19 protein-coding genes are annotated in these 21,632 nt (G+C 62.7%); 8 read left to right on the forward strand and 11 right to left on the reverse strand.

Features of this window, described 5'->3' with window-relative positions:
• Window positions 1-179 precede the first annotated feature (179 nt).
• A complete protein-coding gene (locus ACVOL0_RS04045) occupies window positions 180-2,273 on the reverse strand; it encodes a M13 family metallopeptidase (protein WP_481548017.1) in 2,094 nt (697 codons plus the stop codon).
• A 220-nt stretch (window positions 2,274-2,493) separates the two neighbouring features.
• On the opposite strand from ACVOL0_RS04045, the gene ACVOL0_RS04050 reads away from it, so the two are divergent.
• The gene (locus tag ACVOL0_RS04050) at window positions 2,494-3,648 is read left to right on the forward strand and encodes a GGDEF domain-containing protein (protein WP_481548018.1); all 1,155 of its coding nucleotides are present in this window, start codon (window positions 2,494-2,496) and stop codon (window positions 3,646-3,648) included.
• Between the two features lie 16 nt (window positions 3,649-3,664).
• Here ACVOL0_RS04050 and ACVOL0_RS04055 read toward each other — a convergent pair whose 3' ends face one another.
• The 3 genes from ACVOL0_RS04055 to ACVOL0_RS04065 form a co-directional block, all read right to left on the reverse strand.
• Window positions 3,665-4,768: an MFS transporter gene (locus ACVOL0_RS04055; RefSeq protein WP_481548048.1), complete on the reverse strand. Its 1,104-nt coding sequence runs from the start codon at window positions 4,766-4,768 to the stop codon at window positions 3,665-3,667.
• Between the two features lie 87 nt (window positions 4,769-4,855).
• Window positions 4,856-5,644, reverse strand: a complete 789-nt coding sequence (locus tag ACVOL0_RS04060; protein ID WP_481548019.1) for a DeoR/GlpR family DNA-binding transcription regulator — start codon at window positions 5,642-5,644, stop codon at window positions 4,856-4,858.
• Between the two features lie 194 nt (window positions 5,645-5,838).
• Window positions 5,839-7,053, reverse strand: coding sequence for an MFS transporter (locus tag ACVOL0_RS04065; protein ID WP_481548020.1), 1,215 nt, complete (start codon window positions 7,051-7,053; stop codon window positions 5,839-5,841).
• A gap of 72 nt (window positions 7,054-7,125) precedes the next feature.
• On the opposite strand from ACVOL0_RS04065, the gene ACVOL0_RS04070 reads away from it, so the two are divergent.
• On the forward strand, window positions 7,126-7,923 hold the full coding sequence (locus ACVOL0_RS04070; protein WP_481548049.1) for an AraC family transcriptional regulator: 798 nt from the start codon (window positions 7,126-7,128) through the stop codon (window positions 7,921-7,923).
• 61 nt (window positions 7,924-7,984) lie between these two features.
• On the opposite strand, the gene ACVOL0_RS04075 is transcribed toward ACVOL0_RS04070, so the two are convergent.
• Window positions 7,985-8,677 (reverse strand): alpha/beta hydrolase, encoded by a 693-nt coding sequence (locus ACVOL0_RS04075; RefSeq protein WP_481548021.1) that lies wholly within the window; start codon window positions 8,675-8,677, stop codon window positions 7,985-7,987.
• A gap of 430 nt (window positions 8,678-9,107) precedes the next feature.
• Between ACVOL0_RS04075 and ACVOL0_RS04080 the strand changes: the two genes are divergently transcribed.
• Window positions 9,108-9,470, forward strand: a complete 363-nt coding sequence (locus ACVOL0_RS04080; RefSeq protein ID WP_481548022.1) for a roadblock/LC7 domain-containing protein — start codon at window positions 9,108-9,110, stop codon at window positions 9,468-9,470.
• 352 nt (window positions 9,471-9,822) lie between these two features.
• Here ACVOL0_RS04080 and ACVOL0_RS04085 read toward each other — a convergent pair whose 3' ends face one another.
• Complete coding sequence (locus ACVOL0_RS04085) at window positions 9,823-10,728, reverse strand: alpha/beta hydrolase (RefSeq protein ID WP_481548050.1); 906 nt, start codon at window positions 10,726-10,728, stop codon at window positions 9,823-9,825.
• Between the two features lie 317 nt (window positions 10,729-11,045).
• Window positions 11,046-11,795: a 2,3-diphosphoglycerate-dependent phosphoglycerate mutase gene (gene gpmA / locus ACVOL0_RS04090; protein WP_282272161.1), complete on the reverse strand. Its 750-nt coding sequence runs from the start codon at window positions 11,793-11,795 to the stop codon at window positions 11,046-11,048.
• Window positions 11,796-12,201: 406 nt separating this feature from the next.
• On the opposite strand from gpmA, the gene ACVOL0_RS04095 reads away from it, so the two are divergent.
• From ACVOL0_RS04095 to ACVOL0_RS04105, 3 genes are all read left to right on the forward strand, one after another.
• Complete coding sequence (locus tag ACVOL0_RS04095) at window positions 12,202-13,062, forward strand: pirin family protein (protein WP_481548023.1); 861 nt, start codon at window positions 12,202-12,204, stop codon at window positions 13,060-13,062.
• A gap of 198 nt (window positions 13,063-13,260) precedes the next feature.
• Window positions 13,261-13,980, forward strand: a complete 720-nt coding sequence (aqpZ, locus tag ACVOL0_RS04100; RefSeq protein ID WP_481510554.1) for an aquaporin Z — start codon at window positions 13,261-13,263, stop codon at window positions 13,978-13,980.
• A gap of 244 nt (window positions 13,981-14,224) precedes the next feature.
• Window positions 14,225-14,686, forward strand: coding sequence for a hypothetical protein (locus ACVOL0_RS04105; protein ID WP_481548024.1), 462 nt, complete (start codon window positions 14,225-14,227; stop codon window positions 14,684-14,686).
• 78 nt (window positions 14,687-14,764) lie between these two features.
• On the opposite strand, the gene ACVOL0_RS04110 is transcribed toward ACVOL0_RS04105, so the two are convergent.
• Window positions 14,765-15,616, reverse strand: a complete 852-nt coding sequence (locus ACVOL0_RS04110; protein ID WP_481548025.1) for a pirin family protein — start codon at window positions 15,614-15,616, stop codon at window positions 14,765-14,767.
• 236 nt (window positions 15,617-15,852) lie between these two features.
• On the opposite strand from ACVOL0_RS04110, the gene ACVOL0_RS04115 reads away from it, so the two are divergent.
• Window positions 15,853-17,919, forward strand: coding sequence for a carbon starvation CstA family protein (locus ACVOL0_RS04115; protein ID WP_481548026.1), 2,067 nt, complete (start codon window positions 15,853-15,855; stop codon window positions 17,917-17,919).
• Window positions 17,919-18,143: a YbdD/YjiX family protein gene (locus ACVOL0_RS04120; protein WP_057626620.1), complete on the forward strand. Its 225-nt coding sequence runs from the start codon at window positions 17,919-17,921 to the stop codon at window positions 18,141-18,143. Before ACVOL0_RS04115 ends, ACVOL0_RS04120 begins: the two co-directional genes overlap by 1 nt.
• 217 nt (window positions 18,144-18,360) lie before the next feature.
• On the opposite strand, the gene ACVOL0_RS04125 is transcribed toward ACVOL0_RS04120, so the two are convergent.
• The 3 genes from ACVOL0_RS04125 to ACVOL0_RS04135 all read right to left on the reverse strand — a co-directional run bounded on the left by ACVOL0_RS04125 (window position 18,361) and on the right by ACVOL0_RS04135 (window position 21,627).
• On the reverse strand, window positions 18,361-19,611 hold the full coding sequence (locus ACVOL0_RS04125) for a DUF819 family protein (RefSeq protein ID WP_481548027.1): 1,251 nt from the start codon (window positions 19,609-19,611) through the stop codon (window positions 18,361-18,363).
• A gap of 335 nt (window positions 19,612-19,946) precedes the next feature.
• Window positions 19,947-21,197 carry a DUF819 family protein gene (locus ACVOL0_RS04130; protein ID WP_481548028.1) on the reverse strand — a complete coding sequence of 417 codons (1,251 nt, stop codon included), beginning with the start codon at window positions 21,195-21,197 and terminating at the stop codon, window positions 19,947-19,949.
• Between the two features lie 199 nt (window positions 21,198-21,396).
• Window positions 21,397-21,627, reverse strand: a complete 231-nt coding sequence (locus tag ACVOL0_RS04135; RefSeq protein WP_481548029.1) for an SHOCT domain-containing protein — start codon at window positions 21,625-21,627, stop codon at window positions 21,397-21,399.
• Between the last annotated feature and the right edge of the window lie 5 nt (window positions 21,628-21,632).

Raw genomic sequence — 21,632 nt, forward strand, 5'->3', positions numbered from 1 at the left:
GCGAAGCTGATATTGCTGAAGCTGCTGGCAAACGTGAGACCTGATGGTGCCTCTGCTTCGCGGCTTACGCCGCTCCTACAAAAACAAACAGGCTGTTCGTCGTCACTGCGGTCAGACAAAAAGAAGGCCCGGCAATGCCGGGCCTTCTGCTTCCAACAAACGCTATCAAGCAACCGCAATCACCAGATCACAACCCGCTTGTCGTCGCCACGCACCATCGCATCACCAGCCTTGCACTGGAACGCGGCGGCATACGACGGCATGTTGGACGGCGCGCCATTGGCACGGAAGTTGGCCGGTGCGTGCGGATCGGTGTTCAGGCGCACGCGCAGTTCGCCATCGGTGAAGTTGCGGCGCCACACGGTCGCCCAGTTCATGAAGAAGCGCTGGTCCTGGGTGTAGCCATCAACCGGCACATTGAGCTTCTCGTCTTCCTTCAGTGCCATCTGCAATGCGTCATAGGCAACGGTCAGGCCGCCGAGGTCACCAATGTTCTCGCCCAGGGTCAACTTGCCCTTGACGTTGACGCCCGGCAGCGACTCGTAACCGTCGAACTGCGCGACCAGCTGGTCGGTACGGCCATTGAACGCAGTGCGATCAGCATCGGTCCACCAGTTGTCGAAGTTGCCGTTGGCGGCGAACTGGCTGCCCGAGTCGTCGTAGCCGTGCATCATTTCGTGGCCGATGACTGCACCGATGCCACCGTAGTTCAGCGCCGGATCGGCCTTGGCGTCAAAGAACGGCGGCTGCAGGATGGCGGCCGGGAACACGATTTCGTTCTTGGTCGCGTTGTAATAGGCATTCACCGTCTGCGGGGTCATGCCCCACTCGGTCTTGTCCACCGGCTTGCCGATCTTGGCCAGCATGTAGCGGTAGTTGAAGGCCTGCGCCGCCTGCATATTGCCCAGGTAGCTGTCGCTGTTGGTGGTCAGGCCCGAGAAATCACGCCACTTGTCCGGGTAACCGATCTTCGGGGTGAAACTGGCCCACTTTTCCAGCGCCTTCTTCTTGGTGTCTGCGCCCATCCACGGCAAACCTTCCAGACGCGCCTTCAGCGCGACCGACAGGTTCTCCACCAGATGCTGCATGGCGACCTTGGATTCGGCCGGGAACACGGCGTCCACGTACAGCTGGCCCAATGCTTCACCCATCGAACCATTCACCGAATCCAGCACGCGCTTCCAGCGCGGCTGCATTTCCTGCTGACCACGCAGGGTCTTGCTGAAGAAGTCGAAGTTGGCCTGCTCGAAGTTCTTGCTCAGGTACGGCGCGGCGTTGTCCACGGTGTGGAAGCGCAGATAGGCCTGCCAGGTGGCAGCCGGCACGTCGGCCAGCATGGTGTTCAGTTCGTTGAAGAAGCCCGGCTGGGCCAGCGAGAACTTGTCCTTGGCCGGGATCTGCAGCGTGTCGAACAGCGCGGTCCAGCTGAAGTTCGGGGTCTGCTTGTCGGCATCGGCGGCGCTGACCGGGTTGTAGCGCTTGGCCGGGTCACGCAGCTCGATGCGCGACAGCGAGGCCTTGGCTAGGCGGGTTTCGAAATCCATCACCGCCTTGGCCTGCTGCTTGGCCTGCGCAGCATCGACGCCGGACAGGGTCAGCAGCTGCTCGATGTAAGCAACGTAGGCATCACGGATCTTGGCCTGCGATTCGTCGAAGTAATATCCCTTCTCCGGCAGACCCAGACCACCCTGGCCCACATAGGCGATGACGTTGGCCGAATCCTTGAAGTCCGGGCTGGCATACAGCGAGAACAGGAAGCCATTGCCCTGCGCATAGGCATCCCGCAGGTAGCCGGTGATGGCGGCGGTGTCGTTCAGCGCAGCGATCTTGTCCAGTTCCGGCTGCAGCGGCTTGATGCCGGCTGCCTCGATGGCCGCCTCGTCAGAGCCGGTCTTCCAGATGTCACCGATCTTGGCTTCGTTGGAACCTGCTGCTGCCTTGCCAGCGGCTGCCTGCTGGACCAGCGCGTGCTGCACTTCCAGCGAGCGCTCGCGCAGGATTTCGAAGCTGCCCCAGGTGGTCTGGTCGCCCGGCACCGGGTTGGCCTTGAGCCACTTGCTGTTGACGAAGCCGTTGAGGTCGGCACATGCCTGCACGGCCGGGTCGAGGTCAGCGGCATTGAGCGAGATCAGCTGGGTCTTGAGCTGTGACTGGTCAAACGCAGCCTTGGCTTCGGCAGCCGGCGCGGCAGGCGCTTCGGTCTTGCCACAGGCGGCGAGCGAGGCAGCGATTGCAACCGTCAGGGACAGGGGGACAAGCTTGTTGAATGACATGGATATCTCCGACCAAACAGGGAAGGGACGCGCACATGCAGCGACCGAACCGTGAAGCCTAATACATAGCCCCGCCTCCATGGACCCGCCGAAGGTCACATCCACGGACCACGGCACCCGCGCTCTCGCATGCGCGGTTATGTGACGCCAAACCCATTCCAAACCAGGCATTGGCAACCACAACCGCTAAGGTAAGCCATGCAAACGGCAGGGGGCCGTAGTGAAAACACTTGCCGATATCCAGCTGCTGTCCATCATCAGTGCCGTCGTCTGCATCGGCATTTCCGTGGGATTCTCGCTGCTTCTGCTGGTGTTGCCGCGTCGGCCAGCGCTGTGGGCCTGGTCGGCCAGCCTCTGGCTTACCGGCTTTGCCATGGTCTTGCTGTGCTTTTTCCAGGATGCCTCGGACGGCGCCGTGTTTGCCACGCTCAGCCTGTTGGCACTGCTGGGCTCGGTACTGCTGCTCAAGGGCACCGCCCTGCACGTCAACCGCCCGCTGCCGCTTTGGCAGCCGCTGTTGGTGATGGGCACGTTCATGGCCTTGATCAGCGCTGACATCCTGATGTGGCACACCACCTCGCTGCGGACCATCTTGTTCAGCTGGGCAACGATCGTGCTCAATGGCTGGATCGTATTGATGCTGCTGCGGCGCACGCCGGCGGAGTTGAAGCTCAGCTACCGGCTGGCCGCCGCCGTTTTCCTGTTGAACCTGCTATTGGCCGTGCCCGGCGTGTTTGGCGGCGATGCAGACACTGCTACCGATCCACAAGGCAATATCCCGCAGCTGGTGATCATCTGCCTTGGCCTGGTCTTCGCACTGGCACAATGCTTCGCCCTGATGCTGTTGGTGGTGGAACAGATCCTGGCCGAACTGCGCCACCGTGCCACCCGCGATGGACTTACTGGCCTGCTCAACCGCGCAACCCTGGTCGACCGCGGCTTGCATGCCCTGGCCAACTGCATGCGTGATGGTGACGCGTTTGCGGTACTGATCATCGACCTGGATCACTTCAAGAAGATCAACGACAACTGGGGCCATCTATCCGGTGACGCCGTACTCAGGCATTTCGCAGACGCCACCCAAGCCATCGCCCACGGCGCCCACAAACTGATTGGTCGCTACGGCGGCGAAGAATTCGTGTTGATGCTACCCGCCACCGATGCCACCGAAGCAATGATGCTGGCGGAGCAACTACTGGACGCAGCACGCAGCGCACGTGTGCAGGCCAAGAATGGCGAATTGGCTTATACGATCAGCATCGGCGTCAGCAGCAGCACCGGCGGCGCCACTCTGGAACAGCTGCTGGCACAAGCGGACAACGCGCTCTATCAGGCCAAGGCCGCCGGCCGCGACCAGGCCTGCCTGGCCGCCTGACGACCGCCGCTGCAGCTCACCCCACCCGCAGGCGCGAACCAATCACCGCCACGCAGGCCAGCAAGCCTGCAGCAATCAGGAAAGCGACCGGAAGCGACCATTGCTGGGCAATGAAGCCGATGGCGGCCGGCCCCAATAGAACGCCTGCATAGCCCAATGTAGTGACGGCGGGTATGGCCGCGCTTGCCGGCATGCGCGTCTGTCGCCCGGCCAGGCTGAACATCACCGGCACGATGTTGGCGCAGCCGATACCGACCAGCGCATAGCCCAGCAAGGCCACCGCGAAGCTTGGCACCAGCGTGGCCAGGACAAAACCGGCACAGGCGAGCAGGCCACCGGCCAGCACCGCCTTGCTCGCGCCCAGCCGATTGACCACGCTGTCGCCCAACAGGCGCGCGCCGGTCATGGCGATATTGAAGGCGACAAAGCCCCAACCGGCGTGCGCCAAGGCCACGCCGCGGACGTCGTGCAGGAACACCGCGCTCCAGTCCAGCATCGAACCTTCGGCCAGAAAGCTGATGAAACACACCGCGCCGATCACTGCCACCACGCCACGCGGCAAGGCAAAGCTGGACTCCTCCTGCGCCGCACGTTCAGTCCGCCACCAGCGCGCCGACCCGGTGGTGATGGCAAGCACCCCCGCCGCCACCACAAGACAGGCCACCAGTGCGCCCGTGCCCACCGACAGCAGCAAGGCCACCAATGCCGCCCCGCTCAACGCGCCAATGCTGTAGAAGGCGTGGAAGCCGGACATCATCGCGCGGCCGGAGTCACGCTCCACCACCACGGCCTGGATGTTCATCACGCAATCCATCGCGCCGATGCCGGCACCGAAGATCAACAAGGCCAGACCGATACTCCAAGGTGCGGAAACAACCGCCAGCAGCGGCAAGGTCAACCCCATCATCAGCACGGTTGCCAGCATCACCGGCCGGCAACCATGACGGGCTGCCAGCAGCCCGGCCAGTGGCATCGAAAGCAGCGAACCCAGGCCTAGGCACAGCAACAGCACACCAAGCATTGCGTCATCCAGACCAGCGCGCGCCTTGGCAAACGGCACCAGCGGTGCCCAGCAGGCGATCGCGAAGCCGGGTATGAAGAATGCGGCGCGCGTGGCCATTTGTTGGCAGCGCTGCAGTGCTGTTGGATTCGTCACTTGGGGTTCCTTGTTGTTTCCATTGCAGGCGCGCGCGATCGCGCCGCTGCGTCAGGCTTGTGCGATGACAACCCGATGCAGGCGCTGGGCGAAGGGGGCCAGCCGTTCCTGCATTTCCGTGCCGACGCGGTCGCTGATCAGCAATTGATCAACCTGCTCGATGCCGGCAATGCGGAAACTGCCACGCGCGCCAAGCTTCTCGTTGCTGGCGACGATCAGCGTGGCATCGCTGACCCGCAGCATGGCCTGCTTGAACGCGCATTCCTCTGCGTTGATTCCCCAGATGCCGGTCTCAGGATCGACCGCGCAGACACCGGGAATGCAGACATCAGCCTGCAGCTCGGCCAGTTGCTGCAAGGCAATCGAACCGATGGCGCCGCCACTGCGTGGATCGATCCTGCCACCGATCATCACCACCTCGGCAGCCTGCGCACCGGACAAGGCATCAGCAACGGCCGGCGCATTGGTGACCACGGTCAACGCGGTCTCCCGCAGCGCGCGGGCAATTGCGACATTGGTGGAACCGGCATCCATCAGCACCACCTGCCCCGGCAACAGCAGCGAGGCGGCGTGGGCGGCCAGGGCACCGCGCTCCGGATCATCCCGCCCCAGTCGTTCGGGCAAGGCATCGAACTGCGGGGTTGGCAGCAAGGCCCCGCCATAAACCCGACGACACAGGCCTTTGGCCGCCATCTCACGCAGATCACGGCGGATGGAGTCCTCGGAAACCGCGAACGCCAGCGCCAGCTCATTGGCCACCACCCGGCCCTGCCGGCGGAGCTGGTCGAGGATGCGTTGCTGGCGCTCCTGCGGGAGCGCGTCGGGGTCTGTTGTGATCATGGGCAGGGATCTCGGGCAGCGGTTGGGGCGAGGCGGCCAGCTGAGCCCGTGCCGGCAGAATAAATCATGCAACAATATGCACAATCGTGCAAATACGCGCATACGGGGTATCCGCAAGCCAAGCCTTACCCCTCCCCAACCCTCCCCTTCGCTTCGCGAAAGGGAGGGAGCAACAGCCCTGCCCGCCCATCGACCTAGCGTGTGCGCGGGTTGGGCAGGAACGCGGCGACGATGCCCAGCAGCGGCAGGAACGAGATCAGCTTGTAGACCCAGAGGATGCTGGTGTGGTCGGCCAGCACGCCCAGCACCGCCGCGCCCAATCCGCCCATACCGAAGGCAAAGCCGAAGAACAGGCCGGAGACCGTGCCGATGCGGTTGGGCATCAACTCCTGCGCGTACACCAGGATCGCCGAGAACGCCGAGGACAACACGAAGCCAATGATGAGGGTCAGCAGCGTGGTCCACTGCAGGGTGGCGTACGGCAGCATCAGCGCGAACGGCGCCACGCCCAGGATCGAAGCCCAGATCACCGGCTTGCGGCCGATACGGTCACCCAAGGGTCCGCCGATCAAGGTGCCGGCCGCCGATGCGGCGAGGAAACCGAACAGATGCAGCTGCGCGCTCTGTACCGAAACATGGAACTTCTGGATCAGATAGAACGTGTAGTAGCTGCTCAAACCAGCAATGTAGAAGTACTTGCTGAAGATCAGCACCAGCAGGATGCCGATCACCCACGCCACGGTCTTCGGCGGCAACAGATTGGCAGGTTTTGCTGCCACCCTGGATTGCGCGGCGACGGCAAGCAGATGCTGCTGGTACCAACGACTCACGTAGGTCAGCAGGCCGATGCCCAACAATGCGGCGCAGGCGAACCAGGCCACGCTGCGCTGCCCGTTCGGCACGATCACCGCCGCGGCCAACAACGGGCCAATCGCAGTACCGGCATTGCCGCCCAGCTGGAACACCGATTGCGACAGGCCATGGCGGCCGCCCGAGGCCAGCCGCGCGATGCGCGATGACTCCGGATGGAAAACCGCCGAGCCGATGCCGACCAGCATCGCCGCCATCAGCACCGTCACGAAGTTGGGCGCGAACGCCAACAGCAACAGACCACACAAGGTGGACAGCATGCCCATCGGCAGCGAATACGGCGCAGGGCGCTTGTCGGTGCGCAGGCCGATCAAGGGCTGGAACAACGACGCAGTCAGCTGATAGGTCAAGGTGATCAAGCCTACCTGGGCGAAGCTCAGATGGAACTGGGCTTTGAAGATCGGGTACAGCGCCAGGATCAGCGACTGCATCATGTCGTTGACCAGATGCGAACTACTGATCGCCGCAAGCACACCTACGGCGACCGGACGACGCTGTGGAGATGGAGCAGCACTGATATCGGAAGTGGTCGACGACATGACGTAGCCATGAAACCAGGGGAGGCCGGCATGGTAGATTCCCGCTACCCGCCCATCCTGCGCGATATGGTCATGCATCTTCTCGAAAAGGACATAAGCAGCCGCAAAGGTCGGCGCCTGCCCTTGCCAGCAGGCCCCAACACGGCGGTGTACTGCAAGGCACGCGACTATGCGGCCACCACGCTGATCCCACTGCATCATCACCCGGACCGCCATCAGTTGGTGTATGCGGAAACCGGCGTGCTGGTGGTACGCGCCGGCATGGGCCGCTGGGTGGTGCCCAGCACACGCGCAATCTGGATGCCGGCTGGTGTCGGCCATCAAGTGCACTGCATCGGTGCGGTGCAGATGCGCAGCCTGTACATCCTCCCGCAGTGCATGCCAGAGGCAGCGACTACGCCGTCGGCAGTGTCCATCACGCCCTTGCTGGCCTCCCTGATCCGCGCCGCCGCACAGATCGCTCCGACCTACCCCGAAGACTCCCGCGACGGCCGCCTGATGCGCCTGATCCTGGACGAAGTACAGACCCTGCCAGTACTGCCCTTGCACCTGCCTGAGCCACGCGATCCCCGCCTGCGCCAGATAGGCCGGCGCCTGGAGCGCCATCCCGACGATGCATCGACGTTGCAGGACTGGGCCGCACGCCTGCAGGTCGATGTGAAGACCATCCAGCGCCTGTGCGCGCGCGAGCTGGGCATGACCTTCGGCCAATGGCGGCAGCAGGCACGCCTGCTGCGCGCCCTGGAGCAACTTGCAGTCGGGGAGAAAGTCATCGATGTGGCCTTGGCGCTGGGCTATGAGAGCCCGAGCGCGTTTGCCACCATGTTCAAGCGCCGCTTCGGGCTGACACCGAGTCAGTTCTTCCGCTGAGGCCGCATACAAGCCGCTGCGCTGCCGCAGCGGGTAACAAGTCGTCCATCGTGCGCCGTTGTCAGCCCGCTGTAGCCGTTGCCGCCTCATCAATCAAGGCTGCAACTTCCACCGGATGCGACGCCAGCGAGGCATGCCCAGCCTCCAGCGTTATCACCTTGCGCGCGTTGAGGCGGGCCGACATCGCCTTCTGGTTCTCCGGCGCGATCATCCGGTCCTGGCCTGATATCTGGTACCAGCTCGGCTTATGCCGCCAGGCTGGGTTACTGATGTTGTCACCGAAGGTGCTGGCCAACGGGGCCTTCTGCGTGACCGCCATGACGAAGCCTTCTTCCTCGGGCAGGTCCTGACAAAAGCTCTCGTGGAACTTGTCAGCCTTGAGCCACAGGTAGCCGTCGCTGTCTGGTGCCAGGTTCGGCGCTGCAACCGGAAGATGCTGCTGGGTGATGCCACCAGGGCTTTCGCCTGCATCCGGGGCGAAGGCAGCAATGAACACCAGTGCCCTTACATTGGGCAGGTTCCCGGCCTGGCTGATCACCGCGCCGCCGTAGGAATGCCCTGCCAGGACCACCGGCCCATCGACCTGCGCCACCATCTTGCGGGTGCGTTCGGCGTCGTCGGCCAGCGATGTAAGTGGGTTCTCAACCGCACGGATGTCCTGGTAACCCAATCGTCGCAGCTCCACGATCACCCGCGCCCAATGCGCCGCCCCGCCCCAGAAACCATGCACCAGAACCACTGCCGGCTTGCCCATGACGCGTACTCCCGCTGATTGGAATAGTCAGTGACGCAGAAGCGACCTCATCGCTCCGTCTGCAATTGGCAGTCGCCCTGAGTCGCCATTCTGCGGCGCGGCCGTAAACCGGCGGTGACGGTTTCATTGCCGGACTCCATCGAAAACGAGTGGCCTCAATTCAGCGAGGACTCCTGCGCAGGCCGTGCCATTGCACGGCACTGCAATTCACCGCCGCCACTTTCGCAGGAGCTTCCATCGTGTGCTCTGCAAACCACCACTGCACACATCGAAAAATCAGTGATCCAGACATGAAATGGTTCGTTTCCGGCCGCATAGCTGACCTGCTCGCAAACGCTCGACTGTTTTCGCTATGCTGCGCGGCCGCTCGCCCGGGTCGTACCTGTGCGGGCTTTGCTTTTGTAGAAATCTTTACTTCATTGGATGAGAAATGGCTGCAAACGTAAAACTTGATGCTTTGAGCGAAATTGCTGGCTTCATCGGCGCCGCATTGGTGGACAGCGACAGCGGCATGGCGCTGGGCACCCTGGGTGGCGGCGCCATCAACATGGAAGTTGCCGCCGCCGGCAACGCCGACGTCGTTCGCGCCAAGCGCCGCGTGGCCAACTCGCTGGGCCTGAGCGACGTGGTGGAAGACATCCTGCTCACCTTGTCCAAGCAGTACCACCTGATCCGCCCGCTAGACGGCAACAAGGATCTGTTCCTGTATGTCGTGCTCGACCGCACCCACGCCAATCTGGCAATGGCGCGGCACGAACTGAAGTCCTTCGAGAAGACCCTGGATTTCAAGTAAGCCGAGGCTGTTCTTGTCTGCATGCAGAAGCCCGGCCTGATGCCGGGCTTCTGCTTTGTGCATGGGCCTGGGCACCTCGTAATGCGGCGCAGTCTTCGCCTCTCTTGTAGGAGCGGCGTGAGCCGCGACGCACGTACATTCTCAGATGACAAAAATAGCGGCGACCGCAGCAACCTCAGCTTCGCGGCTCACGCCGCTCCTACAAAAACTGCGCAGCCCGTTGTGTCAGCGAATATATTCGCCAACGACTCAGCGCACCGGTCCGCAGCTGCAGTCCTTCCGCACTGACGATGCGCCGCGCACCAAGCCCAAACGCGGCACGCGTGCAGGGCGACCTAGCGGATTGGACGACTCACCCCTTCGGCGCGGCCAGCAGGTACTTCAGGCCATGCATGAAACCACGCGGCGCAACGCTGAGGTGGTCCTCGTCATTGAGCACATCCAGCTTCAGCTCCAGTGACTGCCCACCTCGGGCCCCCAATAGACCTATCATGCGCTGCGCATCGACCACCATGTCGGCATCGCCACCATGCTGTACCGACTCGTACTCGCCGATATACATGTAGGCCCGCACGGGGAGCTCGGCGGCCTTGCCTGCCGCGGCCAGTCGTCGCTCCATCTCATGTTTGTCGAACCAGTACGACGGGCTGCCAAGGATGTAACCGCTGAACAATTGCGGGCGTTCCAGCAGCACCTGCGTCCCCAGCAAAGCACCGTAGGAATGGCCGAGGAACATGCGCCGACTCTCGTCACTGCGGTAGCGCTTGGCCACAAATGGCAGTACCTGCGTTTCCAGGTAGCTGATGTAGTCGCTGGCGCCACCGTGCACGGCATCGGCTGGCGAACCGCTGGGCCCCCTGGTGGTTGGCGTGTAATCGCGGCGGCGGCTCTGCATGCCGCCCTCGCCCTTGGCATAGGACAGGCCGACCAGGATGAAGTCCTCGATCTTGCGACCTTCGACATTCAATCGCCGCGCCATCTGCCAGACCAACGGGAAGGCATAGTCGGCATCGGTGACGTACAAGACCGGATAGCGCTTGTCCGGGTTGTCCGCGTAGCCGGCAGGCAAGGCCACGAACACCTGATAGTTGCGGCCACTGACAGGATCCGGCACGTCCCAGACTTCACTGCCCAGCACTTCATAAGGTTTGCCTTCGCCGCGCTGCGCGGTTGCAGCTGAAGGCTTCGCAGCGGCCGCTTCTGGTGTGGCATTGGGTGCAGCTTGGTGAGCGCCACTACAGGCGCTCAGCACCACCATTGCCGCTACCGACATCATCCATTTGCTCAAGCAGACACTCCAGTCATCGTGATCAGTTCCCGATGATGGCATGGCAAGGCGCGCATCCGGAGGCCGCTCCAGTCATCTGACGCACGCATCTCCGTCCGGACCATGAAGCTGCATCTGGCAGGAACAGCGTCAGCCGCGAAGCCGGGACATCATCAGCACCTGCTTCGCGGCTGACGCCGCTCCTGCAAGCACACAAAAAATCCGATGCCAGCATGCTGGCATCGGATTGGGGTAATTCACTATTGAAGCAGGCAGCACCAATGCTGGTGCTGCTTCCAACTGATTGCTTACTTGGCCTTGCCCTGATTGGCTACAGCTTCGGCGGCCTTCTTGGCTGCTTCCGGGTCGCCCAGGTAACGGAACGACTTGACGGTGAGGTCGTCGTTCAATTCGAACAGCAACGGGATACCGGTCGGGATGTTGAGCTCGAGGATGGCTTCCTTGCTCACGTTGTTGAGGTACTTGTACAGCGCGCGCAGCGAATTGCCATGGGCGGTGACCAGCACGGTCTTGCCTTCCTTCAGCTGCGGGGCGATGGCGTCGTGCCAATACGGCAGCACACGATCCAGCGTGGTCGCCAGCGACTCGGTCGCCGGCAGCGCATTGCGGTCCAGGCCGGCATAGCGGCGGTCGTGGATCGGATGACCCGGATCGGCCAGGTCCATCGGCGGCGGCGGGATGTCGTAGGAACGGCGCCACACCTTGACCTGTTCCTCGCCATGCTTGGCAGCGGTCTCAGCCTTGTCCAGGCCCTGCAGGCCACCGTAGTGGCGCTCGTTCAAACGCCAGGACTTGTTGACCGGCAGCCAATCCTGACCCAGTTCGGCCAAGGCACCCTGCAAGGTGTGGATGGCGCGCTTGAGCACCGAGGTATGGGCCACGTCGAACTGCAGGCCTTCTTCCTTCATCAGCCGGCCGGCGTTGGCAGCCTCCTGGCGGCCCTGCTCGGTGAGGTCCACGTCCACCCAGCCGGTGAAGCGGTTGTCGAGGTTCCACTGGCTCTGGCCATGGCGCAACAGCACGAGTTTGCGGGTCACTGCGGAGGTCTCCGGATGGGGAAGTAAGACGGCGATTGTAGCCCCTTCACGTTGGCTTCCGTTCCTTGTTCGGAGTGTGCGTATGGGAGCAATGTGGTTGCAGAAGAGACTGGTTTTGTTTGTTTGGTGCAGGAGCAGGAGCAAGAGCCCCCCCTCCCCAGCCCTCCCCTTGCCTTTGGCAAAGGGAGGGGGCGAAGCAGCAGCCCTGCGCGCAACCTAGGCTTTGGCCCCCTCCCTTTCGCGCAGCGAAGGGGAGGGCTGGGGAGGGGTAACGCTTTCAGCCGCCAGCTTCCAGCCCGCCAACCCTCTCCACCAAAACAACAATCCATTCCCTGCACGACAACCCCCTCTTCGCTTCCACCGTGCCATCCTGCCCGCACCTTCAAACACCCCGGAGCAGCCAGCCATGACCACCATCATCAGCCCGCGCGTCCATGACCTTGGCGGCTTCCAGGTCCGCCGCGCGGTCCCGTCGTTGCAAGCGCGCAGCGTTGGCTCATTCGTGTTCGTGGACCATATGGGCCCAGCCATCTTCAGTCCCGGCCAAGGCATCGATGTGCGTCCGCACCCGCATATCGGTCTGGCCACGGTCACCTTCCTGTGGGCCGGGCAGATCGGCCATCGCGACACCCTGGGTTCGGAGCAGATCATCCGCCCCGGCGACGTCAACTGGATGACCGCCGGACGTGGCATCGCCCACTCCGAGCGCAGCCCCAGCGCGGCGCGCGAACATGCCCAGGCCCTGCATGGCATGCAGACCTGGGTGGCACTGCCCAAGAGCCATGAGGAAACCGACCCGGGATTCTTCCATTTCTCCGCCGATCAGCTGCCGCAGCAGCACCGTGACGGTGCCTGGTTGCGGGTGATCGCCGGCCGCGCCTATGGCGAGGAATCACCGGTCAAGGTATTTGCCGACACCTTGAACGTAGCCATCGACCTTGAGCCTGGCGCCGAGATCGACCTCGACAATTCCCACGTCGAGCGTGCGCTCTACATTCTCGAGGGCGACGCCCAGCTGGATGGTGTGGATGTGCCTACCCAACACCTGATCATCCCCGAGCCAGGTGCACGCAGCCGCCTGCGCGCCAAGACGCCGCTCAAAGCCATGCTGATGGGTGGCGAACCGCTGGATGGCCCGCGCCACCTGTGGTGGAACTTCGTCTCCAGCTCCAAGGAGCGGATTGAGCAGGCCAAGGACGATTGGCAGAACGGCCGCTTCGGCACGATCCCCGGCGACGACAAGGAGTTCATTCCCCTGCCTGGATGAGCTCACTTCCCTCATCAAGGCAGGGGAAGTTCGACTGCCCACCCCTGCCTTTCTGTAGCCGATAACCCGCAAATCGCGCATAGACCCAAAGCACTACAGTTACGCAGGCAAAAAAGTTAGCGAATTTGTTACTCACTTCACCCTCTTCTCCGTTATTTTCCCCACACCCGTACCGGGGAAAACATAGGGAACATCATCATGAGCATGGGAAAGCGTTTGGCTGCCGAGTTCCTCGGCACCTTCTGGTTGGTCTTGGGCGGCTGCGGCAGCGCGGTATTGGCAGCGAAGTTCGGCGGTGACGCCAATCCGCTGGGTATTGGCTTTGTCGGTGTTGCCCTGGCCTTCGGTCTGACCGTACTGACAGGTGCCTATGCGTTCGGCCACATCTCCGGCGCACACTTCAACCCGGCCGTGAGCATCGGCCTGTGGGCTGGCGGTCGCTTCCCGGCCAAGGACCTGCTGCCCTACATCGTGGCCCAGGTACTGGGCGGCATCGTCGCTGCCTTCATCCTGTTGCAGATCGCCAAGGGCAATGCCAGCTTCCTGATCGACGGCAGCCAGGCCGGCGCCTTCGCCAGCAATGGCTACGGTGCGCTGTCGCCCGGCGGCTACACGGTCGCTGCTGCGTTCCTGTGCGAAGTGGTGCTGACCGCAGTGTTCCTGGTCGTGATCATGGGCGCTACCCATGGCCGTGCCCCGGCTGGCTTCGCGCCGATTGCCATTGGCCTGGCGTTGACCCTGATCCACCTGATCAGCATCCCGGTCACCAACACCTCGGTCAACCCGGCCCGCTCCACCGCCGTTGCCTTGTTTGCCGGCCCCGGTGCGATCAGCCAGCTGTGGCTGTTCTGGGTGGCACCGATCCTGGGTGCAGCCATCGGCGGCCTGGCCTACAAGTGGATTGGCAGCGACAAGTAAGCCACCGCATTGGTTTCAACTGTTATCAATCAGTCGAAAACGGTCCCCTCGCGGGGCCGTTTTCTTTGGCAGGAACGACACTTTGCATGTAACGGGGTTTTTGTAATACCGTCGCAACCTGGCTGGCGCGCATGGGGATGCACGTACACGGGGAGGGATACCACCCACCAGCCAGTACCGCCTTCAGAACCATCCACACGACTTCGTCGCGCCGTCAGGCCGATGTTCCATGGGGGAATGCGAAGTGAAGACTGTTCTTGTTTTATCTGCCGCACTGGCGCTCGCCGCCAGCGCAAACGCTTTCGCCCAGCAGGCCGTGCAATGCCCATCGCTGCCAGCCAGCAGCGGCCTGCATTGGGAGCAACAGACACAAAGCGACTTCATCGTCTGCAAAGCCACCACCGAAGATGGCCGCGCAGTACTGAACATGATGCTGAGTGGTCGCGATCCCGGCCTGGCCTTGAACCGCCCATTGCGTGCGGAGAAAGGCGAATTCGGTGGCGAAGCCATGTATTGGTACAAATTGGACATGGGTGGCCGTGATCTGCCCGGTTTGGAGTCGCGCCGCATCAGCGTGGTCAAGCTGGACAAGAACCGCTATGCGCAGATCTGGATCGACGCCGCCGATAGCAGCGAACTGGGCACCCTGCAGGGCCTGACCCAGACCTTGAACCTCAATCCCTCTGCTTTGGCCGGTAGCAATTAAGCACCGATTGATCCTTGCCTGTTGCTGCACCGCAATTGATGCCGGTCCCGTCGCATTGCGCGCGGGACCGGCCATCGCTCAGAAGCGGCCTTCCTGGTAATCGACGAAGGCCTGCATCAGTTCCTCGCGGGTGTTCATCACGAACGGCCCATGCCGCGCTATCGGCTCGCGCAGCGGGCGCCCGGCCACCACGATCAAACGCGCGCCCTCGCCACCGGCGCGCATGTGCAGCGTGCTGCCACCGCCCATCACCGCCAGCTGCTGCAGCTCAACCGCCCGCGCATCCTCGCCCTCGCCCAGCCACGCATTGCCCTCGAACACATAGACGAAGGCGATGTGGCCTTCAGGCAAGCGGTAGCTCCAAGCGGCGCCCGCGCTCAGGCCTATATCCAGATAAACAGGGTCGGTGGCTGGTTGCTGGATCGGGCCGGTGACCGAGTCCACCGTACCGGCGATTACTTTCACACTCACACCTGCAGCTGGCGCCAACTGCGGGATGCGCTCAGGCGCGAACTCCTGATAGCGCGGCTCGCCCATCTTGTCGCGCGCCGGCAGGTTCACCCACAGCTGGAAACCACGCATGCGACCGGACTCCTGCTCGGGCATTTCCGAGTGCACCAAGCCGCGCCCGGCCGTCATCCACTGAACGCTGCCAGGGGTAAGCAAACCCTCGTTGCCGTGGTTGTCCTTGTGCCGCATGCGGCCATCAAGCATGTAGGTCACTGTCTCGAAACCACGGTGCGGGTGGTCGGGGAAACCGGCAATGTAGTCCTCTGCCCGGTCCGTGCCGAACTCATCCAGCATCAGGAACGGGTCCAGCTCCGGCAGCGATGGCGTACCAATGACCCGGGTCAGGCGCACACCGGCACCGTCGGAGGTTGGCATGCCACGGATAGTACGAACCACCCGTGCGGAATCTTGGCTAGTCATGGGAAATCTCCTTGAACATGTTGCAGACAATGGCCGTCAGCAGCCACCAAACCAATCGCCATCCTTGCAACCATTCGTTCCAGCCAGCCTACCGCTGCAGCACAGCGCTGCCCCGCAGTCATGTTCAATAAGACATGGACCTAAGACCAAAGTCGCATCCGCTTCAGCTGCCATGCACATTGACCCCTGACCTGCATGGGTAGACCCTTGGACACATTCCCCTGCGAGGCGACTCGATGAAAGGTTTTTCAAAGGCCGGATGGGCGCTGCTGTCCCTGATAGGCGCGTTCTGTCTTGGCGTCGTGGCGCTACGCCGCGGCGAGCACATCAATGCCCTGTGGATCGTGATCGCAGCGGTTTCGCTGTATCTGGTGGCATTCCGCTACTACGGCCTGTTCATCGCCAACAAGGTACTGGGGGTCGACCCCACCCGCGCCACGCCAGCGATCATCAACAACGATGGCCTGGACTACGTGCCCACCAACAAGCATGTGTTGTTCGGCCACCACTTCGCCGCCATTGCCGGCGCCGGCCCGCTGGTCGGCCCGGTGTTGGCCGCGCAGATGGGCTACCTGCCCGGCACGCTATGGCTGATTGCCGGCGTGGTGCTGGCCGGTGCGGTGCAGGACTTCATGATCCTGTTCATTTCCAGCCGCCGCAACGGCCGCTCGCTGGGCGATCTGGTGCGCGAGGAAATGGGCCAGGTGCCCGGCACCATCGCCCTGTTCGGCGTCTTCATGATCATGATCATCATCCTTGCGGTGCTGGCGATGATCGTGGTGAAGGCTTTGGAGGGCAGCCCCTGGGGCATGTTCACGGTCATAGCCACAATGCCCATCGCCATGTTCATGGGCGTGTACATGCGTTACATCCGCCCCGGCAAGATCGGTGAAATCTCGATCGCAGGCCTGTTCCTGCTGATCGCAGCGATCTGGTACGGCGGCAAGGTTGCTGCTGATCCGGTGCTGGGCCCGATGTTCACCTTCACCGGCATCCAGATCACCTGGATGCTGATCGGCTATGGCTTCGTCGCTGCGGTACTGCCGGTGTGGCTGCTGCTGGCACCACGCGACTACCTGTCCACCTTCCTCAAGATCGGCACGATTGTCGGTCTGGCGATCGGCATCCTGATCGTGATGCCGGAATTGAAAATGCCGGCGCTGACCCAGTTCACCGACGGCACTGGCCCGGTGTGGAAGGGCAGCATGTTCCCGTTCCTGTTCATCACCATTGCCTGTGGCGCGGTGTCGGGCTTCCATGCGCTGATCAGCTCGGGCACCACCCCCAAGCTGCTGGCCAATGAAGGTCACATTGCTTACATCGGTTACGGCGGCATGCTGATGGAATCCTTCGTGGCAATCATGGCCATGGTGGCTGCCTCGATCATCGAGCCGGGCATCTACTTCGCCATGAACAGCCCCGCTGCGATCATCGGCACCGACGTGGTGCACGCTGCCCAGGTCGTCACCAACTGGGGCTTTGCAATCACCCCGGACCAGCTGACCGCAACCGCAGCAGAGATTGGTGAAACCACCATCCTCTCGCGCGCCGGTGGTGCGCCGACCCTGGCCGTTGGTATCGCGCAGATCCTGCACGCGGTGCTGCCGGGCGACGGCATGATGGCGTTCTGGTACCACTTCGCCATCCTGTTCGAAGCACTGTTCATCCTGACCGCCGTCGACGCCGGTACCCGTTCGGGCCGCTTCATGCTGCAGGACCTGCTGGGCAACTTCGTGCCGGCCCTGCGCCGTACCGATTCGTGGGTGGCCAGCTTCATCGCCACCGGCGGCTGCGTCGCACTGTGGGGTTACTTCCTGTACCAGGGCGTGACCGATCCGCTGGGCGGCATCAACATGCTGTGGCCGCTGTTCGGCATTGCCAACCAGATGCTGGCTGGCGTGGCGCTGCTGCTGTGCACCGTGGTGCTGTTCAAGATGAAGAAGGACAAGTACGCCTGGGTGCCGCTGGTCCCGGCTATCTGGCTGCTGATCTGCACCACCGCAGCCGGCTTCATCAAGATCTTCTCCGACGTTCCGGCAGTGGGCTTCCTGGCCCAGGCGCACAAGTACCGTGACGCCATTGCCGCTGGCGAACTGCTGGCACCGTCGAAGAACTTCGACCAGATGCACCAGGTCATGGTGAACAACTACATCAACACCGGCCTGACCGCGTTGTTCCTGTTCGTGGTGTTCGCGGTGCTGGTTTACTCGGTGAAGACCATCGCCGCTGCACGCCGCTCGCCGGTTCGCACCGACAAGGAAACCCCGTACGTGGCACTGAAGCCGCACGAGGTTGACCTGTAATGGGCACCGAGCTGGTCCCCGTCGGCCAGTACCAGACGTTCCGCCGCACCTGGCGGCGTCTGGTGCAGACCGCGCGGCTTTGCTGCGGCGTGCCGGACTACGACAACTATGTCCGGCACATGCGCGAGAAGCATCCTGACCGTGAGGTCATGGATTACAAAACCTTCTTCCGCGAACGTCAGGAAGCCCGCTTCGGCGGCAGGAGCGGCTTCCGCTGCTGTTGAAGCCGCGGAGAAAAGAAACTAAAAAGGCGGCGCCATTGGCGCCGCCTTTTTGCTGCCTGTAGTGCCGAGCCATGCTCGGCAGAGGCCTTACCGACAACCCGGTTTGTAGGAGCGGCGTAAGCCGCGAAGCCGGTGTTGCCGCAGATCACGCTGTCATCGCAATCACATGATTTGTCGGTTTCGCGGCTCACGCCGCTCCCACAAATGCAATGAGATCTCAGGCACCCGCCATCCACTTCAGCATCAGGCCGGTCATGTAGGCGATCACCGTGCCCGTGGCATAACCCACCGTGCCCAGCAGCACACCCACCGGCGCCAGCGTCGGATGGAATGCCGCAGCCACCACCGGTGCCGATGCCGCCGCACCGATATTGCCCTGCGAACCAATCGCAAAGAAGAACAGCGGCGTACGCAGCATCCGCCCAACCACATACAACAGGCCGATATGCACGCCCATCCAGATCACGCCCAGCAGGAACAACCACGGACGGTCGGCCAGCGACAGCAGGTCCATCTGCATGCCGATGCAGGCAATCAGGAAATACAGGAACAAGGTGCCGATCTTCGATGCACCAGCCGCCTCAAGATTCCGCGCACGGGTAAAGCTCAGCAGCAGACCGGCGATGGTGGACAGCATCACCACCCATACAAACGACGAATCCAACGAGGCCCTGCTGGCCCAGCTGATGTTGGCACCAAACCAGGCCGCCAGCGGTGTCGCCAATGCATGCGCCAGGCCCACCACACCCAGGCCAACGCCGACGATAACCATCAGATCCGTCAGGCTGGGATTGCGCGCACTCTTGGCCTCGTACTCGGCGATGCGACGTTTCATGTCGTCGATGGCGGAAGTATCTGCACCACTCTTGGCATCAATTGCCTGCGAGCGACCGGCCAACCACAGCAGCACCGCCATCCACAGACTGGCGCAGGCCACGTCGACCACGGCGATCTGGCCGAACGTGGTTGCATCGACATTGAAGGTCTCGCGCATGGCGGCCATGTTGGCGCCGCCGCCAATCCAGCTGCCGGCCAACGCCGCCATGCCGGCCCAGGTGTCACCGGCCACGGTTTCCGGATGGATGAACTTCATCACCTGGAACGACACCGCGGCACCCAGCACGATACCGAAAGTGCCGGTGACGAACATCACCAGCAACTTGGGCCCGAGCTTGGCAATGCCTTTCAGGTCGATGGAAAGCGTGAGCAGCACCAGCGCAGCCGGCAGCAACACGTCGCGTGCAATAGGGTTGTAGAGCTTGGTGCTATGACCGTCGATCAGGCCCGTCGTGTTGTAGATGGCGGGGATGAAGTAGCACAGCAGCAGCGCAGGCACCCAGGTGAATATCTTCTTCCAGAACGGGGTTGGGCCGCTGGCCAACCAGAAGATCAGGGCCAAGGTGGCAGCGATCAGGCCGAGGCCGACGATGTCATTGGTGATGAGCGCAGTATTGGGTTCGGTCGGCATAAGGCCTGTTCCTGTCGATCGAAGGGAAATAAAAACGCCACGTTGGTGACGTGGCGTGGGAGGGTGGAGCCTAGCATGGTGGTGTTGTGTGCGGGGTTTATCTGGTGAAAGCGGCGCTTCGCGCCTTCCCCTCTCCCCAACCCCTCTCCCACAAGGGGAGAGGGGCTTCAAAGCTGCAATTACAAATACTGCTGGAGCTCGTGGCGTGTTGAGCCTCTCCCCTTGCGGGGTGAAAGGAGCTGCTTGCGAACCATGGGTTCGCGGCTCATTGAACGCCCCTGCGCCAGCGCAAGGGCCGGGGCGGGGGGGAGGGCAAGCGCGCAGCGCGCTTGAAGTCAACCCGCCCCAGCCATCGCCCGCAACGTAATCCCCACCACATAGGCCGCACCGGTACCCACCGCATAACCCAAGGTGCCCAGCAGCACACCCACCGGCGCCAGGGCCGGATGGAAGGCCGTCGCCAGCACCGGCGCCGAAGCCGGCCCACCGATATTGCTCTGCGATGCAATGGCGAAATAGAAGAACGGCACCTTCAGCAGTTTGCCGGCCAACCACAGCAACACGATGTGCACGCCAATCCAAAGCACGCCGAGCGCGAACAACCACGGTTTCTCCAGCAGCGCCAACAGATCCATCTGCATGCCGATGCAGGCGATCAGGAAGTACAGGAACATCGAACCCCACTTCGACGCGCCCACGCCTTCCAGCTCGCGCACGCGGGTGAAGCTCAGGCCCAGACCGATGAAGGTGGCCAACATCACCACCCACACAAACGGCTTGTCCATGCTCACCGAGCTGGACCAGCTCGCGTTTGCAGCAAACCAATCGGCCAGCGGCGCAGCCAGGCCATGTGCCAGTGCAACCGCACCGAAGGCCACACCGGCCATCACCATCAGGTCACCCAGCGCAGGAATGCGCGCATGCTGCGCCTGGTAGCTGGCCACACGATCACGCAGATCATCCAGCGCGCGCGTATCGGCACCACTGCGCTTGTCCATGGCCGGCGCGCGTGAGGCGAAAAAGATCAGCACTGCCATCCACACGTAGCCGACGCCAACGTCCACCACCGCGAACTGGCCGAAGGTGGTGGCGTCGACCTCGAAGATCTCCTTCATCGCCAGCATGTTGGCACCGCCACCGATCCAGCTGCCGGCCAACGCTGCCATACCGCCCCAGGTTGCGCCGGACACCGTTTCCGGGTGCAGCCAAGCCATTATCTGGAAGGCGACCACCGCGCCGAGCATGATGCTCAGCACCGCTGCCACATACATCGCCAGCATCTTCCAGCCCAGGCCGAGGATGCCTTTCAGGTCGATGGACAGGGTCAACAACACCAGCGCGGCAGGCAGGAACACATCGCGCGCGATCGGGTTGTAGAGCTTGGTGGTTTCGCCGTCGATCAGGCCGACGGTGTTGTACACGCCGGGAATGAAATAACACAGCAGCAACGCGGGCACGAAGCTGTAGAACTTTTTCAGCAGCGGATTGCTGCTGCCCGATGTCCAGAAAATAACCCCCAACGTGGCGGCAATCAGGCCGAACACGATGATGTCATTGCTGATGAGTGCGCCTGTTGCGGCTGCCATCATCGTCTATCCCCTTGTTGTGCGTATGCGGGCAAGCCCCCTCGCCCATGAATGAAACCTGCAGCCGCACCGCACCGTAAGGGAGACAGCAATTGCGCAGGACTGGATACAATGGCGCGTCCCTCGCCTTTCCCCGGCCATCCAGACCTGGTTTGACACCACTTCCATTGCCGCCGGAGCACCGCTCCGCCGACGTAATTCAAGGCCGGGTCACCACCGCCGCACGTTGCCGCGCGTATTCCTCATCGGTGATCAGGCCCTGGGCCTTGAGTTGTTCCAGCTGCTGCAGGCGTTGTTGTGCAGTGGCCATCGGGTTGCCGGGAGCGCGCGAGGCACGCATCGCCAGCCAGACAATCAGGCCGACCACGCTGGCCGCAAGTGCGAACACGAACAGCAGAATCAACCAGTGCCAGATGCTGAACATTCCCATCGCAG

Source organism: Stenotrophomonas sp. STEN021 (genome assembly GCF_056760175.1).

Bases quoted from the DNA above. Each gene is read 5' to 3' on its own strand.
- ACVOL0_RS04045 (WP_481548017.1), bottom strand. From the start codon at position 2,273: ATGTCATTCAACAAGCTTGTCCCCCTGTCCCTGACGGTTGCAATCGCT.
- ACVOL0_RS04055 (WP_481548048.1), bottom strand. From the start codon at position 4,768: ATGGCCACGCGCGCCGCATTCTTCATACCCGGCTTCGCGATCGCCTGC.
- ACVOL0_RS04060 (WP_481548019.1), bottom strand. From the start codon at position 5,644: ATGATCACAACAGACCCCGACGCGCTCCCGCAGGAGCGCCAGCAACGC.
- ACVOL0_RS04065 (WP_481548020.1), bottom strand. From the start codon at position 7,053: ATGTCGTCGACCACTTCCGATATCAGTGCTGCTCCATCTCCACAGCGT.
- ACVOL0_RS04070 (WP_481548049.1), top strand. From the start codon at position 7,126: ATGCATCTTCTCGAAAAGGACATAAGCAGCCGCAAAGGTCGGCGCCTG.
- ACVOL0_RS04075 (WP_481548021.1), bottom strand. From the start codon at position 8,677: ATGGGCAAGCCGGCAGTGGTTCTGGTGCATGGTTTCTGGGGCGGGGCG.
- ACVOL0_RS04080 (WP_481548022.1), top strand. From the start codon at position 9,108: ATGGCTGCAAACGTAAAACTTGATGCTTTGAGCGAAATTGCTGGCTTC.
- ACVOL0_RS04085 (WP_481548050.1), bottom strand. From the start codon at position 10,728: ATGGTGGTGCTGAGCGCCTGTAGTGGCGCTCACCAAGCTGCACCCAAT.
- ACVOL0_RS04095 (WP_481548023.1), top strand. From the start codon at position 12,202: ATGACCACCATCATCAGCCCGCGCGTCCATGACCTTGGCGGCTTCCAG.
- aqpZ (WP_481510554.1), top strand. From the start codon at position 13,261: ATGAGCATGGGAAAGCGTTTGGCTGCCGAGTTCCTCGGCACCTTCTGG.
- ACVOL0_RS04110 (WP_481548025.1), bottom strand. From the start codon at position 15,616: ATGACTAGCCAAGATTCCGCACGGGTGGTTCGTACTATCCGTGGCATG.
- ACVOL0_RS04115 (WP_481548026.1), top strand. From the start codon at position 15,853: ATGAAAGGTTTTTCAAAGGCCGGATGGGCGCTGCTGTCCCTGATAGGC.
- ACVOL0_RS04120 (WP_057626620.1), top strand. From the start codon at position 17,919: ATGGGCACCGAGCTGGTCCCCGTCGGCCAGTACCAGACGTTCCGCCGC.
- ACVOL0_RS04125 (WP_481548027.1), bottom strand. From the start codon at position 19,611: ATGCCGACCGAACCCAATACTGCGCTCATCACCAATGACATCGTCGGC.
- ACVOL0_RS04130 (WP_481548028.1), bottom strand. From the start codon at position 21,197: ATGGCAGCCGCAACAGGCGCACTCATCAGCAATGACATCATCGTGTTC.
- ACVOL0_RS04135 (WP_481548029.1), bottom strand. From the start codon at position 21,627: ATGGGAATGTTCAGCATCTGGCACTGGTTGATTCTGCTGTTCGTGTTC.